Annotated in this window: 17 protein-coding genes; 11 read left to right on the forward strand and 6 right to left on the reverse strand. The window is 64.2% G+C overall.

All coding sequences use genetic code 11. The annotated features are described in order from the left end of the window. Positions 1 to 46 precede the first annotated feature (46 nt). From murI to ACM42_RS35430, 7 genes are all read left to right on the forward strand, one after another. On the forward strand, positions 47 to 844 hold the full coding sequence (gene murI, locus ACM42_RS35400) for a glutamate racemase (protein ID WP_239624961.1): 798 nt from the start codon (positions 47 to 49) through the stop codon (positions 842 to 844). A gap of 61 nt (positions 845 to 905) precedes the next feature. Next, positions 906 to 1,679, forward strand: a complete 774-nt coding sequence (locus ACM42_RS35405) for an HpcH/HpaI aldolase family protein (RefSeq protein WP_271532957.1) — start codon at positions 906 to 908, stop codon at positions 1,677 to 1,679. A gap of 316 nt (positions 1,680 to 1,995) precedes the next feature. Further along, complete coding sequence (locus ACM42_RS35410; protein ID WP_271532959.1) at positions 1,996 to 2,763, forward strand: acyltransferase; 768 nt, start codon at positions 1,996 to 1,998, stop codon at positions 2,761 to 2,763. 241 nt (positions 2,764 to 3,004) lie between these two features. Beyond that, positions 3,005 to 3,622, forward strand: coding sequence for a 30S ribosomal protein S4 (gene rpsD / locus ACM42_RS35415; RefSeq protein WP_028181912.1), 618 nt, complete (start codon positions 3,005 to 3,007; stop codon positions 3,620 to 3,622). A gap of 68 nt (positions 3,623 to 3,690) precedes the next feature. Beyond that, positions 3,691 to 3,906, forward strand: a complete 216-nt coding sequence (locus ACM42_RS35420; protein WP_271532961.1) for a hypothetical protein — start codon at positions 3,691 to 3,693, stop codon at positions 3,904 to 3,906. Continuing rightward, positions 3,899 to 4,057: a type II toxin-antitoxin system RelE/ParE family toxin gene (locus tag ACM42_RS35425; protein ID WP_271532963.1), complete on the forward strand. Its 159-nt coding sequence runs from the start codon at positions 3,899 to 3,901 to the stop codon at positions 4,055 to 4,057. Before ACM42_RS35420 ends, ACM42_RS35425 begins: the two co-directional genes overlap by 8 nt. 151 nt (positions 4,058 to 4,208) lie before the next feature. After that, positions 4,209 to 5,276: a threonine aldolase family protein gene (locus ACM42_RS35430; protein WP_271532964.1), complete on the forward strand. Its 1,068-nt coding sequence runs from the start codon at positions 4,209 to 4,211 to the stop codon at positions 5,274 to 5,276. On the opposite strand, the gene ACM42_RS35435 is transcribed toward ACM42_RS35430, so the two are convergent. The 3 genes from ACM42_RS35435 to grxD all read right to left on the reverse strand — a co-directional run bounded on the left by ACM42_RS35435 (position 5,277) and on the right by grxD (position 7,551). Next, positions 5,277 to 6,539, reverse strand: a complete 1,263-nt coding sequence (locus tag ACM42_RS35435; RefSeq protein ID WP_271532966.1) for a serine hydrolase domain-containing protein — start codon at positions 6,537 to 6,539, stop codon at positions 5,277 to 5,279. A 111-nt stretch (positions 6,540 to 6,650) separates the two neighbouring features. Further along, entirely contained in the window at positions 6,651 to 7,220 is a 570-nt protein-coding gene (locus ACM42_RS35440) for an O-acetyl-ADP-ribose deacetylase (protein ID WP_271532968.1), read from the reverse strand. Positions 7,221 to 7,224: 4 nt separating this feature from the next. Further along, positions 7,225 to 7,551, reverse strand: coding sequence for a Grx4 family monothiol glutaredoxin (gene grxD / locus ACM42_RS35445; RefSeq protein WP_271532970.1), 327 nt, complete (start codon positions 7,549 to 7,551; stop codon positions 7,225 to 7,227). A 236-nt stretch (positions 7,552 to 7,787) separates the two neighbouring features. Between grxD and egtB the strand changes: the two genes are divergently transcribed. Beyond that, positions 7,788 to 9,086: an ergothioneine biosynthesis protein EgtB gene (egtB, locus tag ACM42_RS35450; protein ID WP_271532972.1), complete on the forward strand. Its 1,299-nt coding sequence runs from the start codon at positions 7,788 to 7,790 to the stop codon at positions 9,084 to 9,086. A gap of 133 nt (positions 9,087 to 9,219) precedes the next feature. Next, on the forward strand, positions 9,220 to 10,191 hold the full coding sequence (gene egtD, locus ACM42_RS35455; RefSeq protein WP_271532973.1) for an L-histidine N(alpha)-methyltransferase: 972 nt from the start codon (positions 9,220 to 9,222) through the stop codon (positions 10,189 to 10,191). Between the two features lie 9 nt (positions 10,192 to 10,200). Here the strand turns inward: egtD and ACM42_RS35460 are convergent, their stop codons facing one another. Both ACM42_RS35460 and ACM42_RS35465 read right to left on the reverse strand, forming a co-directional pair. After that, positions 10,201 to 11,394 carry a low temperature requirement protein A gene (locus tag ACM42_RS35460; protein WP_271532975.1) on the reverse strand — a complete coding sequence of 398 codons (1,194 nt, stop codon included), beginning with the start codon at positions 11,392 to 11,394 and terminating at the stop codon, positions 10,201 to 10,203. A gap of 24 nt (positions 11,395 to 11,418) precedes the next feature. Further along, positions 11,419 to 11,655, reverse strand: a complete 237-nt coding sequence (locus ACM42_RS35465; RefSeq protein ID WP_008139419.1) for a BolA/IbaG family iron-sulfur metabolism protein — start codon at positions 11,653 to 11,655, stop codon at positions 11,419 to 11,421. 214 nt (positions 11,656 to 11,869) lie between these two features. Here ACM42_RS35465 and ACM42_RS35470 point away from each other — a divergent pair, with 214 nt between their 5' ends. Continuing rightward, a complete protein-coding gene (locus ACM42_RS35470) occupies positions 11,870 to 12,229 on the forward strand; it encodes a DUF427 domain-containing protein (RefSeq protein ID WP_271532977.1) in 360 nt (119 codons plus the stop codon). Between the two features lie 136 nt (positions 12,230 to 12,365). Here ACM42_RS35470 and ACM42_RS35475 read toward each other — a convergent pair whose 3' ends face one another. Then, positions 12,366 to 12,539, reverse strand: a complete 174-nt coding sequence (locus ACM42_RS35475) for a DUF1328 domain-containing protein (RefSeq protein WP_061883064.1) — start codon at positions 12,537 to 12,539, stop codon at positions 12,366 to 12,368. Positions 12,540 to 12,717: 178 nt separating this feature from the next. On the opposite strand from ACM42_RS35475, the gene ACM42_RS35480 reads away from it, so the two are divergent. Then, positions 12,718 to 13,905: an acyltransferase family protein gene (locus tag ACM42_RS35480; RefSeq protein ID WP_271532979.1), complete on the forward strand. Its 1,188-nt coding sequence runs from the start codon at positions 12,718 to 12,720 to the stop codon at positions 13,903 to 13,905. Positions 13,906 to 14,001: the final 96 nt, after the last annotated feature.

A 14,001-nucleotide genomic window follows, 5' to 3' on the forward strand; every position in this document is an offset into this window, starting at 1 on the left:
TCGCCCTAAAAACCGAATGGTAACCATGACGGGCTAGGGTATCGGCGTGACCAATTCTGAGACCATCCTGGTGTTTGATTCCGGCCTTGGCGGGCTCACGGTGCTCCGTGAGGTCGTGGCCGCGCGCCCGGGTGCGCATTACGTCTATGTCGCCGACGACGCCTTCTTCCCCTATGGGCACCATGACGAGGCTGAGATCATCGCGCGCGTGGTGCCGCTGATGGGCGAGTTGATCGGCACGCATGATCCCGACCTCGTCGTCATTGCCTGCAACACGGCCTCCACCCTGGTCCTGTCTCACTTGCGCGCCGCGTATTCCCTGCCCTTCGTCGGCACGGTGCCGGCGATCAAGCCGGCCTGCGCGCAGTCGAGGACCCGCCGCGTCTCGGTGCTCGGCACCAAGGGAACGGTGAAGCGGGAATACACGAAGGCGCTGATCCGCGATTTCGCGCAAGGCTGCGAGGTGACGCTGGTCGGCTCGCCCGAGCTTGCGTCGCTGGCCGAAGCTGAGCTCCGCGGGGCGCCGGTCAGCGACGAGGCCCTCGCCGCCGAACTCGCCCCGTGCTTCGTCGGCGATCCCGCCGACGCGACATCGCGCACCGACACGGTGGTGCTCGCCTGCACGCATTATCCGCTGCTGCTCGATCGGCTGAGGCGGCTCGCACCCTGGCCGGTCGACTGGATCGATCCGGCCCCGGCGATCGCCCGCCGCGTCTCCGATCTGCTTGGCCCGCGGATCGGCGCACTCGCGCAGTCGGGCGCCGAGATGATCTTCACCTCGAACCGCGCGCACGGCCTGTCGGCCACGCTGACGCCGTTCTTCGGCGGGCGCGCGCTGGCCTGACTTTGCGCCAAAACCGGGCGCTGCTAGGCTTCGCCATCGTCACCTGCCCGCAGGCTTCTCCATGTCGATCCCGACCACGCCGCTCAACCGCCTCCGCCAATTGTGGCGCGAGGGCCGCCCCGCCTTCGGCGCCATTGCGACGATCCCGAGCGTGCAGACCGTCCAGATCATGGCGCGCTCGCTCGACTGGATCATCGTCGATCTCGAGCACGGGCCGATCGGCTTGACCGAAGCGCATGCGATGATCGCCGCCACGACCGGCACGCCCTGCACCCCCTTGGTGCGGATCGCCGCAAACGAGCCGTGGCTCGCGAAGGCCCCGATGGACATCGGCGCCTTCGGCATCAACTTTCCGATGATCACCACGCCCGCCGAAGCCGAGAAGGCGGTGCGTAGCGTGCGCTACCCGCCGCGCGGGGACCGGCTCTGGGGTCCGTTCCACGCCCCGTTCCGCTGGGGCCAGTCGATGCCGGACTACATGGCGAGCGCCGATGACGAGATGATCTGCATGATCACCATCGAGCATGTCGACGCGGTCAATCGCATTGATGAGATCATGGCGACGCCGGGCATCGACGTCGCCGTGATCGGCCCCGGCGATCTCGCCACCTCCATCAACAAGCGCGGCCAGATGGACGATCCAGAGTTGCTCGAACTGATCGCGCGCGCCGAAGCCGGCATCCTCAGAAGCGGCGTGCCGATCGGGGGCGTGGCGCGCACCGCCGACCAGGCGAACCGGCTGATCGACCGCGGCTACCGCGCGATCGCGCTCGGCTTCGACTGGTCGCTGTTCCAGCGCGGCATCATGGCGGCTTTCGAGGGCATCAAGCGCTGAATCGCCGCCACGCGTGTGGCCAGACTTGCCGGGAACCGCGGCGCTGCCAGGGTCCGCAGTTCAGAGGGAACATGCTCAAGAAGACCTTGCTCGCGCTGTCCTCTGCTTTGCCTTGCCTCAAAAGGCCATGCCTGCGGCGACAAATAATTGAAAATATTAGATATTTACGTCGTTGGCCAAACCGCTGGCTTCGCCGGAGCCCTGAAACGACGAACCGATCGGTCGCAAGCCGGTTGGTTCATGCTAAGAGCACGCGGCGAGCGGACGATCCGCTCGTTGCACATATTTTAATCTTATCCGCAGGAACCATAGAGCGATGCGCGGGACGCCCAGAACCATATCGCTACCGCGCCGCCTGATCTGCGACCTCATGCACGCTTCGATGGGCGTGCCCTTCGTTTCGCTCTCCCGTTCGCTCAATATCCGCCCCCTGCTGGAGGCCCGCACAGGCGCAACCGCGCCCGCCGGCTGGGCTGCGACATTCGTCAAAGCCTTTGCCCTGGTTGCCCGAGACGAACCGATCCTGCGCACCGTCTACACCAAATGGCCTTGGCCAGCCCTGTATGAGCTGCCGAAGAGCGTGGCGCTGGTGGCGATTGCTCGGGTCGAGGCCGGCGAGGAATGCGTAATGCCGCAGCGAATCGCAGCCCCAGAGGCCCTGTCGCTGGCCGCAATCGATGCCGAGATCCGACGCGGCAAGACAGCACCGATCGCTGACGTCCCCATGTTCCGCAAAATCATGCGGGCGACCCGCCTGCCGCTACCGCTCCGGCGGCTGTCGTGGGCCATCGGTCTGAATTTCGGCCGCCAGCGGGGCAATTGGTTCGGCAGCTTCGGGGTGAGTTCGGTGGCCGCCTATGGCGGCGGCGAGCTCCACCCCATCACGCCGGGCCCCTATATCGTCAGCTATGGGGTCGTCGAGCCCGACCAGACCATCCATGTCGTGATCCGCTGGGACCACCGGGTCACCGACGCCGCCCCGATCGCCCGGGTCCTGACCCGGCTGGAGCAGGTCCTGAACACTGAAATCGCTGCCGAATTGCGGGCGGCCGGCCCCAAGCCGATCCGGGCGGTCGGGACCTGAACGCGCAGCTTGAGATTCCGGGCTCGATCTGCGGGCGCTCCGGAATGACGGCTAATGAATTGACAGCCAGCCCCAAACTCCCCTAAAAGCCGCCTGCTCGCGGGCCGATTTCGGCCCGCGAAGCGTTTCGCGACCCGTGGTCAAATCCCTTAAGCTTTGGGGATCGGACCTGTCGGTGCCGGGCCAGGCCCGTCACACAGGAGGGCGCGTTTCCTCAAACCATGCAACCGAAGAGGACGCGATGACTAAGCGCAGTGAGGCGAAGTACAAGATCGATCGCCGTATGGGCCAGAACATCTGGGGCCGCCCGAAGAGCCCCGTGAACCGCCGCGAATATGGCCCCGGCCAGCACGGCCAGCGCCGCAAGGGCAAGCTCTCCGACTTCGGCGTGCAGCTGCGCGCCAAGCAGAAGCTGAAGGGCTATTACGCCAACATCAGCGAGCGCCAGTTCCACGGCATCTATGTGGAGGCCAGCCGCCTCAAGGGTGACACCGGCGAGAACCTGATCGGCCTGCTCGAGCGTCGTCTCGACGCGGTCGTGTACCGCGCCAAGTTCGTCTCCACGATCTTCGCTGCCCGCCAGTTCATCAACCACGGCCACGTCAAGGTGAATGGCCGCAAGGTCAACATCTCGAGCTATCAGCTCAAGGTCGGCGATGTTGTCGAGGTCAAGGAAGCCTCCAAGCAGCTCGCCCACGTGCTCGAAGCCAGCCAGCTGCCCGAGCGCGACACGCCCGACTATCTCGAAGTGGACCACGGCAAGATGACGGCGAAGTACATCCGCATCCCCAACCTCTCCGACGTGCCGTTCCCGGTGCAGATGGAGCCGCATCTGGTGGTCGAATTCTATTCGCGCTGATCATTCGGCAGATCGACATTCAAAGGCCCCGGTATCCGGGGCCTTTTTGTTGTGGTAACGTGCCGTCGATGTCCCGGACGACCGACCAGCTCGCCAAAATCACCCCATCGGCCACGCCTAGCGAGGCGGAGCTTGAGGCGTGGGCCAAGCTGTCCCGCGACGAACAGGTCCGCCGATATCAAGCGCTGTTCGCGCAGCCCGATTGCAACGAGTTCACCTCGGACACGCCGGACGACATCCTGGCTGCCGCACGCCAACGCGTTGCTCAACGCCGCCATGGCTGAGTACCGGTTATCGGAGCGTACCCGAGCCGATCTGATCGACATCTACGACTTCACCGAGAGCCGGTTCGGCAAATATCAGGCCGAGACTTACTATGCAGGTCTGATCCGCTCCTTCGGGCTTCTCGCCGATTTCCCTCTCATTGGCCAATAAGTGGAAGAACTCGCCGTTGGCTATCGACGTTTCCGCTTTCAATCACATCTGATTTTCTACACGGTGCAATCCGACCCACGTCGAAATCCGCGCCATTCTCCACGGCGCACAAGACATCAGGCCGCAACTGTTCGACTAGACGAGACCAGCCATGCTCTACACCCCTCCCCCGATCGATCCCAAGGCGCCACCTGTCCGCATCAATCTGCTGTCGGACACGCAGACCAGGCCGACGGCCGCGATGCGCGAGGCGATGGCGCGGGCGGAGGTCGGCGACGAGCAGGTCGGCGACGATCCGACCGTGAACGCGCTGTGCGAGCGCGTGGCCGATCTGCTCGGCAAGGAAGCTGCGGTCTACATGCCCTCGGGCACGATGTGCAACGTCACCGCGACGCTGGTGCATTGCCGTCCCGGCGACGAGATCCTCGCCCATGAGACCGCGCACATCATCGCGCGCGAGGGCGGCGCGCATGCGGCGATCGGCGGTTTCCAGGTCACGCAGCTCAAGGGCGAGGGCGGCCAGTTCACGCCGGAAACTCTTCGCAAGGCGCTGCACCCGCGCACGCGGTACCAGCCACCACAGACCGTCGTCAGCGTCGAGCAGACCGCCAATATCGGCGGCGGCACGATCTGGAAGAAGACCGCGCTCGACGAGATCGTCGCGATCGCCAGGCAACACGGCCTCGTCACCCACATGGACGGCGCACGCCTGCTCAACGCCACCGTGGCAAGCGGCATCTCCCCTCGCGACATGACCGCGGGCTGGGATTCGGCCTGGATCGACTTCTCCAAGGGCCTCGGTGCGCCGATCGGCGGCGTGCTCGCGGGCTCGCGCGGCTTCATCGACGCGGTCTGGCAATGGAAGCAGCGCCTCGGCGGCTCGATGCGGCAGGCCGGGATCTGCGCGGCGGCCTGCATCTACGCGCTCGACCATCACGTCGAGCGCCTGGCCGACGACCACGCCAATGCGCGGGCGCTCGCTCGCGGGCTGTCGCAGATCTCAGGCATCGAGGTGCAGGAGCCCGAGACCAATCTGGTGTTCTTCAGGCCCGATGGCGCCGGCATTCCCGGCGACAAGATGGTCACCGCGCTCCGTCAGCGCGGCGTGACGCTCGCGATGATGGACGGCCGCATCCGCGCCTGCACCCATCTCGACGTCAATGCGAGCCAGATCGAGGAAACGATCGGATACGTGCGCGAGATCGTGCGCCGCGCCTGATCACCGCCCCATCGCCTGATAGATCAGCGTCTTCAGCTCGAGTTGAATCCGGCCGCGCTGCGACGGCGTCTGCGCCATGAAGATCCCGAACAGATCGTCTTCGGGATCGATGAAGAAGAACGTGCCGGCAACGCCGTCCCAGCGATATTCGCCGAGCGGCCATGAGGTGCCCGGCGGCACCGAGGTGCGCACCGCGAAGCCGAGGCCGAAGCCTGAGCTTTCCCCCGGATAGTACATCCGGTCGCGTACGATCTTCGTCTCGGGTCCGATGTGGTCCGAAGCCATCAGCGCAATGGTCTCGGGCTTCAGATAGCGACGGCCCTCATAAGTGCCGCCATTCAGCAGCATCTGCGCGAAACGGGCGTAGTCGCCGATCGTGCCGACCATGCCGGCGCCGCCCGATTCCCATCTCGCGGACCGCCTGATGTCGCGGACCTCGGTGGTCGGGCTGATGCTGCGGTCCTCCGGCATCGGCTCGGCGATACGTGCAAACCTGGCGGGATCGGCAACGTAGAATGCAGTGTCGGTCATGCCGAGCGGATCGAGCAGCCGCTCCTTCTCGAACTGGAGCAGCGTCTTGCCCGAGACCACCTCGACGACGCGGCCGAGCACGTCGGTGGCAAAACCGTAGGTCCACACCGTGCCAGGCTGCTCGGCGAGCGGCAGCGTGGCGAGCTTCGCAACGAACTCGGCATTGGAAAGATCGCTGTTGAAGAGGTCCGCCGCAGCATGGACCTCACGCACCAGTCCACCGCCACGAAAGCCGTAAGGCAGCCCCGCTGTGTGGCGCAAGAGGTCCTTGATCGTGATCGGACGTTCCTGCGGCTCCAGCATCAGCGAAACCCTGCCGTCCGCTGCTTTCCTCTCAATGCCCACCTTCATGCCGGCAAAGACCGGAATGTATTTGGACACGGGATCGTCGAGCGAAAGCCTGCCTTCCTCGACCAGCATCATCGCCACGACTGATGTGATCGGCTTCGACATCGAATAGAGGCGGAAGATCGTATCCGCGCTCATCGATATCTGGGTGCCGACATCGCGAACGCCGAAATTCTCGTAGTAGACGGGCTTGCCGTGTTGCTGGAGCAGCAGGATGGCGCCGGGAATCTTGCCGGCAGCGACCTCGTTCCGGATGTAGTCGGAAACCTTCGCCAGCCCTTCCGTGGAGAGCGTGCGGGCAGTGCGTCCCTCGGAGCCGGCCTTCGCACCGACGACCCCGACGAGAAGAACGAGCCCCGCGATGAACGCGCGGCGCCCACGCATGTCATTTCTCCATGGCTTCCTAAATCAACTGCTTCAATGTTCGCTGCACGCGCTGGCGCTCGGTCGGGATCTGCTTCAGGAGGACGAGGAACTTGTCCCGCCTCGGGTCGATCACGAAATGGCACCGGCGATCTTGCCGGGGCCGCCATATCGCGCAAGCGCCTCGGCATGGAGTTCGGCGCCAGGCTCGGCGAAGCAACAGAACACCACGCGAGCAACGGACGGCGCAGCAGCGAGCGCTTCGATCGTCGTGCGCACCGCGATATCGGCCGCCCGGTCGGCAGGAAAGCGGAAAATGCCGGTCGAAATCGCGGGGAATGCCACCGAGGTCAGCTTGTGCTTGCCGCACAGCTCCATCGATCGGCGATAACAGGAGGCGAGCAGATCGTCCTCGCCGAGCGTGCCGCCATTCCACACCGGACCGACGGTGTGGATCACATGTGCGGCCCTGAGCCGATAACCCCTGGTGATCTTCGCGTCACCCGTCCTGCAGCCGTGGAGCATGCGACATTCGGCGACGAGCTCGGGCCCGGCCGCCCGATGGATCGCACCGTCCACGCCGCCCCCGCCAAGGAGCGACGTGTTGGCGGCGTTGACGATGGCATCAACGCTCAGTGTCGTGATGTCGGCAACGACGACGTCGAGCTCCGCGTCGCCAATCCGGCGCGAGAGCACGGTCACGCCCTTAGGCCGCGACGACGACGCCCTTTTCGGAGAAGAGCTGCTGCAACTCGCCGGCCTGGAACATCTCGCGGATGATGTCGCAGCCGCCGACGAACTCGCCCTTCACGTAGAGCTGCGGAATGGTCGGCCAGTTGGAGAAGGTCTTGATGCCGTTGCGCAGTTCGGCGGATTCGAGGACGTTGAGGCCCTTATAGCCGACGCCGAGATGATCGAGGATCTGGACGACCTGGCCGGAGAATCCGCACTGCGGAAATTGCGGCGTGCCCTTCATGAACAGGACCACGTCGTTCGACTTCACTTCGTTGGCGATGAATTCCTCGATGCTCATATCCATGTCCTTCTGGGCCGAGCCCTCACCATCATTTCGGGCCGGCTCGACCGATTTAACCCGATACCTATCCATATATGTAGCGCAAACCGTTGTGCATCCAAAGTAAAATGGCGGCGACAGGCCCCTTGCGGCCGTGCAGAGCCCAACAGGTCCATAGGCTGATGACATCAATATCATCGCCGGAGAGGACTTTCATACCGTAACGGAGCCCCTATCTAGGACGAACCCTCGTTATGGAACCGGGTCGCGCGAACAACGTTCTCTTGTCCTGTCTGGAGAAAAACGTGACGAAACAAGCCTCAGCTACGGCCGCCCCCCAGCTTTCGTCACCGTCTTCCCGTCCGGACGACCTCGCCGAGCGGCTGGAAGCGGCGTTTCTCACCGTCCGCAATGAGACCGAACGGCGGGCCGCGCCGCTGTCACCAGAGGACCAGCAGATCCAGTCCATGCCCGATGCCAGCCCGACCAAATGGCACCGGGCCCATACCACCTGGTTCTGGGAGCAATTCCTGCTCGGCGGGCACGTTGCGGGCTACCGGCCCTTCCACCCCGATTTCGCGTTCCTGTTCAATTCCTATTACGTCAGCGCCGGCCCGCGACATGCCCGCAATCATCGCGGCGACATCACCCGGCCGAGCGCCGACCAGGTCGGCGCCTATCGCCGGCATGTCGATGCGGCCGTCGTCGAATTCTTCCGTGGGGCCGGTGCGGACAAGCTTCGCGAGATCGCGCCCCTGGTCGAGGTCGGGCTCAACCACGAGCAGCAGCATCAGGAATTGATGTTCACCGACATCCTGCATGCCTTCGCACAGAATCCGGTCTCGCCGGCCTACGATCCGGACTGGCGCTTTCCGGCTTCCACCCGCGGCGGCGAGGATTGGCTGGCGCTGAACGAGGGCATCCACACCGTCGGCCATGTCGACGACAGCTTCCATTTCGACAACGAGAAGCCGGCGCACCGCGCCCTCGTTGGCCCCGTCAGAATCGCACGCAACCTCGTCACCAACGGCGAGTGGCTCGCCTTCATGCACGACGGCGGCTATCGGAGCGCAACGCTGTGGCTGATGGACGGTTTTGCCGCGGCAAGCAGAGAGGACTGGCAGGCGCCTGGCCATTGGCGCGAGGTCGATGGCCAGTGGCATGTGATGACGCTGGCCGGCCTCAAGCCGGTCGATCCGGACGCGCCTGTCTGCCACATCAGCTACTATGAGGCCGACGCCTTCGCGCGCTGGTCCGGAAAACACCTGCCGACCGAGATGGAATGGGAGGTTGCGGCCCGCGCCGGCCAGCTCAACGACGCCTTCGGCCTCGTCTGGCAATGGACCCGCAGCTCCTATTCACCCTACCCCGGTTACCGCGCCGTCGAAGGCGCGCTCGGCGAGTACAACGGCAAGTTCATGGTCAACCAGCTGGTGCTGCGCGGCTCTTCGCTTGCAACTCCGCAAGGCCACAGCCGTATCACCTATCGCAACTTCTTCTATCCGCACCATCGCTGGCAGTTCACCGGACTGCGGCTCGCCGATTACGACTAGAGCATGATCCGGAGAGGTTGCAGCGGTTTCCCGAGAAGATCATGCTCAAACGACAACCTGAAGCGCGGTCTCATCGCGCTTCAGGTTCATCCGACGATCAATGCGCGCCGGACAGCGCGTTCAGGAGAGTATCATGAATGTGCACGCCAGCGCTTTGGCCGAAGCCCATCTTCCCGACGAGCAGACCACCGCCTTTGCCCGCGAGGCCATCGAGGACCTCTCGCAGCAGCCGAAGAAGCTGTCGCCGAAATACTTCTATGACGCGACGGGATCGGAGCTGTTCGAGGCGATCACGCGCCTGCCGGAATATTATCCGACGCGCACAGAGCTTGCGATCCTGAGAGAGCGCGGCGGCGAGATCGCAGACATCATTCCGGAGCACGCGGCGCTCGTCGAGTTCGGCGCCGGCGCGACCACGAAGGTCCGCCTGCTGCTTAATCATTGCAGGTTCGCGGCCTATGTCCCCGTCGATATCTCTGGCGACTTCCTGAAGGCGCAAGCGAACGGGCTGAAGCGGGATTTCCCGACGCTCGGCATCTATCCGGTCGCCGCCGACTTCACCACGCCGTTCGAGCTGCCCAAGCAGGTTGCATCCATGCCGAAGGTCGGCTTCTTCCCCGGTTCGACCATCGGCAATTTCGAGCCGCAAGAGGCCCAGGCCTTCCTGAGGAGCGCCCGCAGGATTCTCGGCAAGGGCGCGCAGATGATCATCGGCGCCGATCTCGAGAAGGACGAGCGGATCCTCTTTGACGCCTACAACGACGCCGCCGGCGTCACCGCGCGCTTCAACCTGAATGTGCTGGTACGCATCAATCGCGAGCTCGGCGGCAATTTCGATCTCTCCGCCTTCACCCATCGCGCGATCTACAATCGCGAGCGGCACCGGATCGAGATGCACCTGATCAGCAAGAAGACACAGACCGTGCGCCTGCTCGGCACCAGCTTCTCGTTCCGCCCGGGCGAGAGCATCCACACCGAGAACAGCTACAAATACAGCATCGAGCGCTTCGCCGCGCTGGCGCAGGGCGCGGGCTGGCGCGTTCGCGAGAGCTGGACGGACGCGGCGAACATGTTCTCGGTGCACGCGCTCGAGGTGGCGGAGTAGCGCCGGGGCTCAATGCTCCGCCGCTTCTTCCGCCTCGGATCCCAGCGACACCGACTCCCACACCGCCACGACGATCATGATCATCGTGGTGGCGATCGACAGCCAGAGCGGCGAGAGGTCGGCTGCGAACCACCACAGCACCAGCAGCAGGATGATGCCGATCCCGTGCGAGAGCTGGAGGAAGCCGCGGATCGCGTACTTGAAAAGAATGGTGCCGACCAGGAACACCAGTGGGCCGCCGACCGTGCTCACGATGGTGCGGGTGTCGGAATGGCCGGTCGGGTGCTTCAGCACCAGCTCGTCCGAGACCGCGGTCAGGATGATGCCGGCGACGATCGGCGTGTGCAGATAGGTGTAGGCGAGCCGGGCCAGGCGGCCGGATTCGGCGGACTTCGAGATGCGCTCGGCTCCGGCCTCCGCGCCCTTGTGAAAATAGATCCACCACATTGCGATGGCGCCGACCAGCGCCGAGACGAAGGCCAGGATATTGTTCGCGGTCCACTCGAGCTCGGCGAAGGTGGCGCCGTTGACGACGACGGCTTCGCCCAGCGCGATGATGACGAACAGCGCGCAGCGCTCGGCCATGTGGCCGCCTTCGACGGCCCACGCCTCGAGCGAGGAAAACCCGAGCTTCGGAATCCAGAAGCGTGCCGCCGGCGAGATGTATTCCCATGTCACCGCCGCGATCCACAGCCATAGCCGCGTATCTCCCTCGGACAGACCGCCTGCGATCCACAGGACCGCGGAGATCGACAACCACGTCAGGATGCGGATCGCGTTGTGCCGTACGGCCGTTCGATGCCGCGGCGTTGCGAACAGCCAGAATGCGGTACGTCCGACCTGCATGCTCGCGTAGGCAATCGCGAACCACAGGCCGCGCCCCTCGAACGCGGTCGGGATCGTCGTCGACAGCACGAGGCCGCCCAGCATCATCGAAAAGAGCAGGAGGCGGACCGGCGTCAGTTCGGGATTGAGCCAGTTGGTGACCCAGGCGGTGTAGACCCACACCCACCACACCGCGAGAAACAGCACCGCGACGTGCACCGCGCCGAGCGGCGTGAAATGATGCAGCAGCGAGTGCGAGATTTGCGTGACGGCAAAGACGAAGACGAGGTCGAAGAACAGCTCGACAAAGGTGACGCGGCTGTGCTGGCTCGGTACGATAACGCGAAACATCGCGCCGCGAGGATTGTCCGCAGCCATCATCGCCCCCGTGGCACGATCAGGTCAGGTGCCGGGCACACCGGTTTGCAGCGCCAGCGCGTGCAGGACGCCCCCCATCTGGCCCTGCAGGGACTGGTAGACGATCTGGTGCTGCTGGACGCGCGACTTGCCGCGGAAGGATTCCGAGATCACGGTCGCGGCATAGTGGTCGCCGTCGCCGGCGAGGTCACGGATGGTCACCTCGGCATCGGGGATCGCTGCCTTGATCATCGCCTCGATATCGTGGGCGTCCATGGGCATTCGGGTCTCGCTCCTTCTGGTCCAAGCGTTTTCTGGTCCAAGCGTTTCTGGTCCAAGCGTTCGAATCGCTGCCGGGGTCCCCTCGCCGGCAAGCTCAAACTTAGCGTGAACGGCCTTCTCCGTCACGCCTTCCGGCACTATATCCGTGATCCCATCAGGATAAAGGCACGACAAAGTGCCGCGCGCGGCAGATTGATCGAAAAGGCGTGAAATCATGAAGCTTCCAGGGCCCGACCACCCCATCACCATCACCCCAAATCCCCGGCGCGTCCGGGTGACTGCCGGCGACATCGTCATCGCCGAGACCAGCAAGGCGCTGACCCTGAAGGAGGCCAAATATCCGGCGGTGCAATATGTGCCACGAGAGGACACCAAGATGGCCCTGCTGGAGCGCACCGACCGTGTCACCCACTGCCCGTACAAGGGGGACGCGAGCTATTTCAGCGTCAAGGCCGACGGCAAGACGCTGGACAACGCAATCTGGACCTATGAGACGCCCTTCCCCGCCATGACCGAGATTGCCGGGCATCTCGCCTTCTATCCGGACAAGGTGAAGATCGAAGAAGTGGGGTAGTTTCCACGCCGGCTCGTGCCGACATGGCCGGGCTTGTCCCGGCCAGCCACGTTTGTTTGATAGTCGCGATACCGAAGACGTGGATGCCCGGGTCAAGCCCCGGGCGCGACGACTGCGGGTGCTGACGCAAGCCCGGCTACGCCCTGAAGATCGTGAGTCCCAGTATCAGCAGGACGAGGAAGATCACGACAAAGACGTAGAACAGGAAGCGGGCGATATCGGCGGAGGCGGCCGAAATGTCGGTGAAGCCGAGCACGCCGGCCACGATCGAGACAAGCAGGAAGATCAACGCCCATTTCAGGATCGTCATGGCCAGCTCCGAAATTGCTGCCGCCCTTCGCGGCCCCTCAAGCCCTTTTCGCGGATGCTAACTGCGCTATGCGGAACTGGTTCCTAACCGCATCAGAGCCCGGGAAGGCTCTGACCCTTGCTGAATCAGGTTCCCGGCGGCACAGTCCCTCCGGGACAGAAGCGCTATCGGGGCGGCCATGATCACGGTGTCACATTCAGCGAGAATGGGCGCGGAGGCTCACGCCGCGCCAATGAGCAAGGCGCGCAATTTGTCGCTCGACCGCGCCCGCACCTTCCTGACGCTGGTGGTGCTGCTGCATCACGCCGTCATTCCCTACACCTATTTCGGCCACACCGATCCGACCTCCTGGATCGGCTTCGACATCATCGTGCTCGCCACCGACAGCTTCTTCATGGCGATGTTCTTCTTCCTGTCGGGACTGTTCACCTGGCCGGGCATCGAGCGGAAGGCGCCATCGGTGTTTCTGCGCGACCGCCTGTTGCGGCTGGGGCTGCCATTCGTGATCGCCGCCCTCACCGTCATCCCGCTCGCCTATTACGCGATCGCGCTGCGGCAGGAGCCCGAGCTGACCTTCGCCGCGTTCTGGTGGAAGACGGTGACATCAGGCCCGTGGCCCAGCGGCCCGGTCTGGTTCGTGTGGGTCCTGCTCGCCTTCGACCTGATCGCAAGCCTGCTCTACCGGGTCTCGGCGCATCTGGTCGATCCGGTCAATCGCGTCTCGCTGCGTGGGTTTGAACAGCCGGCCGCCTTCTGGCTGCTGCTCGCCGTCGTCAGCTTGGTCGCCTACGTTCCGGCGCTGGTCTATTACGGCGTCAACGAATGGTTCGAGTTCGGGCCGTTCTCGGTGCAGGCGAGCCGTGTCCTGCTCTACTTCGCCTATTTCTTCATCGGCGCCAGCGTCGGTGCCGCGAACCTCGATCACGGCATCCTCGGCGCCGAGGGCCAGCTGCCGAACAGCCGCTGGCAGTGGGTCATCATCACGCTGGTCCCCTACTGCCTGATGTGGGGCATGATCTACATCAAGCGCGAGATTCTCGGTAATCCCGATCCGCTGCCGCCCTGGTACGATGTGTTCTACGGCACGTTCTTCGTGCTGTTCTCGGCCTCGATCATGCTCGCGATCCTCGCCTTCTTCCTGCATTCGAAAGCGCCGGGGCCGAACCTGCTCGACCGCATGCAGGCCGATGCCTATGGCATGTTCCTGGTGCATTACCCGATCGCGCTGTGGATCCAGTACGCGCTGTACGACTACAGCCTGCCTGCGATCGTCAAGGCCGCGGTCGGCTTCGTGCTCACGGTGATCCTGAGCTGGGGTGTGACGGCGGGCTTGCGGAAGATTCCGGGGGCCTCGCACGTGCTGTAGGTAATTCGTAGCCCGGATGAGCGTAGCTACATCCGGGAAAACATGTCGACAAAGACCCGGATATCGCTTCGCTCATCCGGGCTACGGCTCCTCGCA

It is taken from the genome of Bradyrhizobium sp. CCBAU 25338 (assembly GCF_028128965.1).
GTDB classification, from domain to species: domain Bacteria; phylum Pseudomonadota; class Alphaproteobacteria; order Rhizobiales; family Xanthobacteraceae; genus Bradyrhizobium; species Bradyrhizobium liaoningense.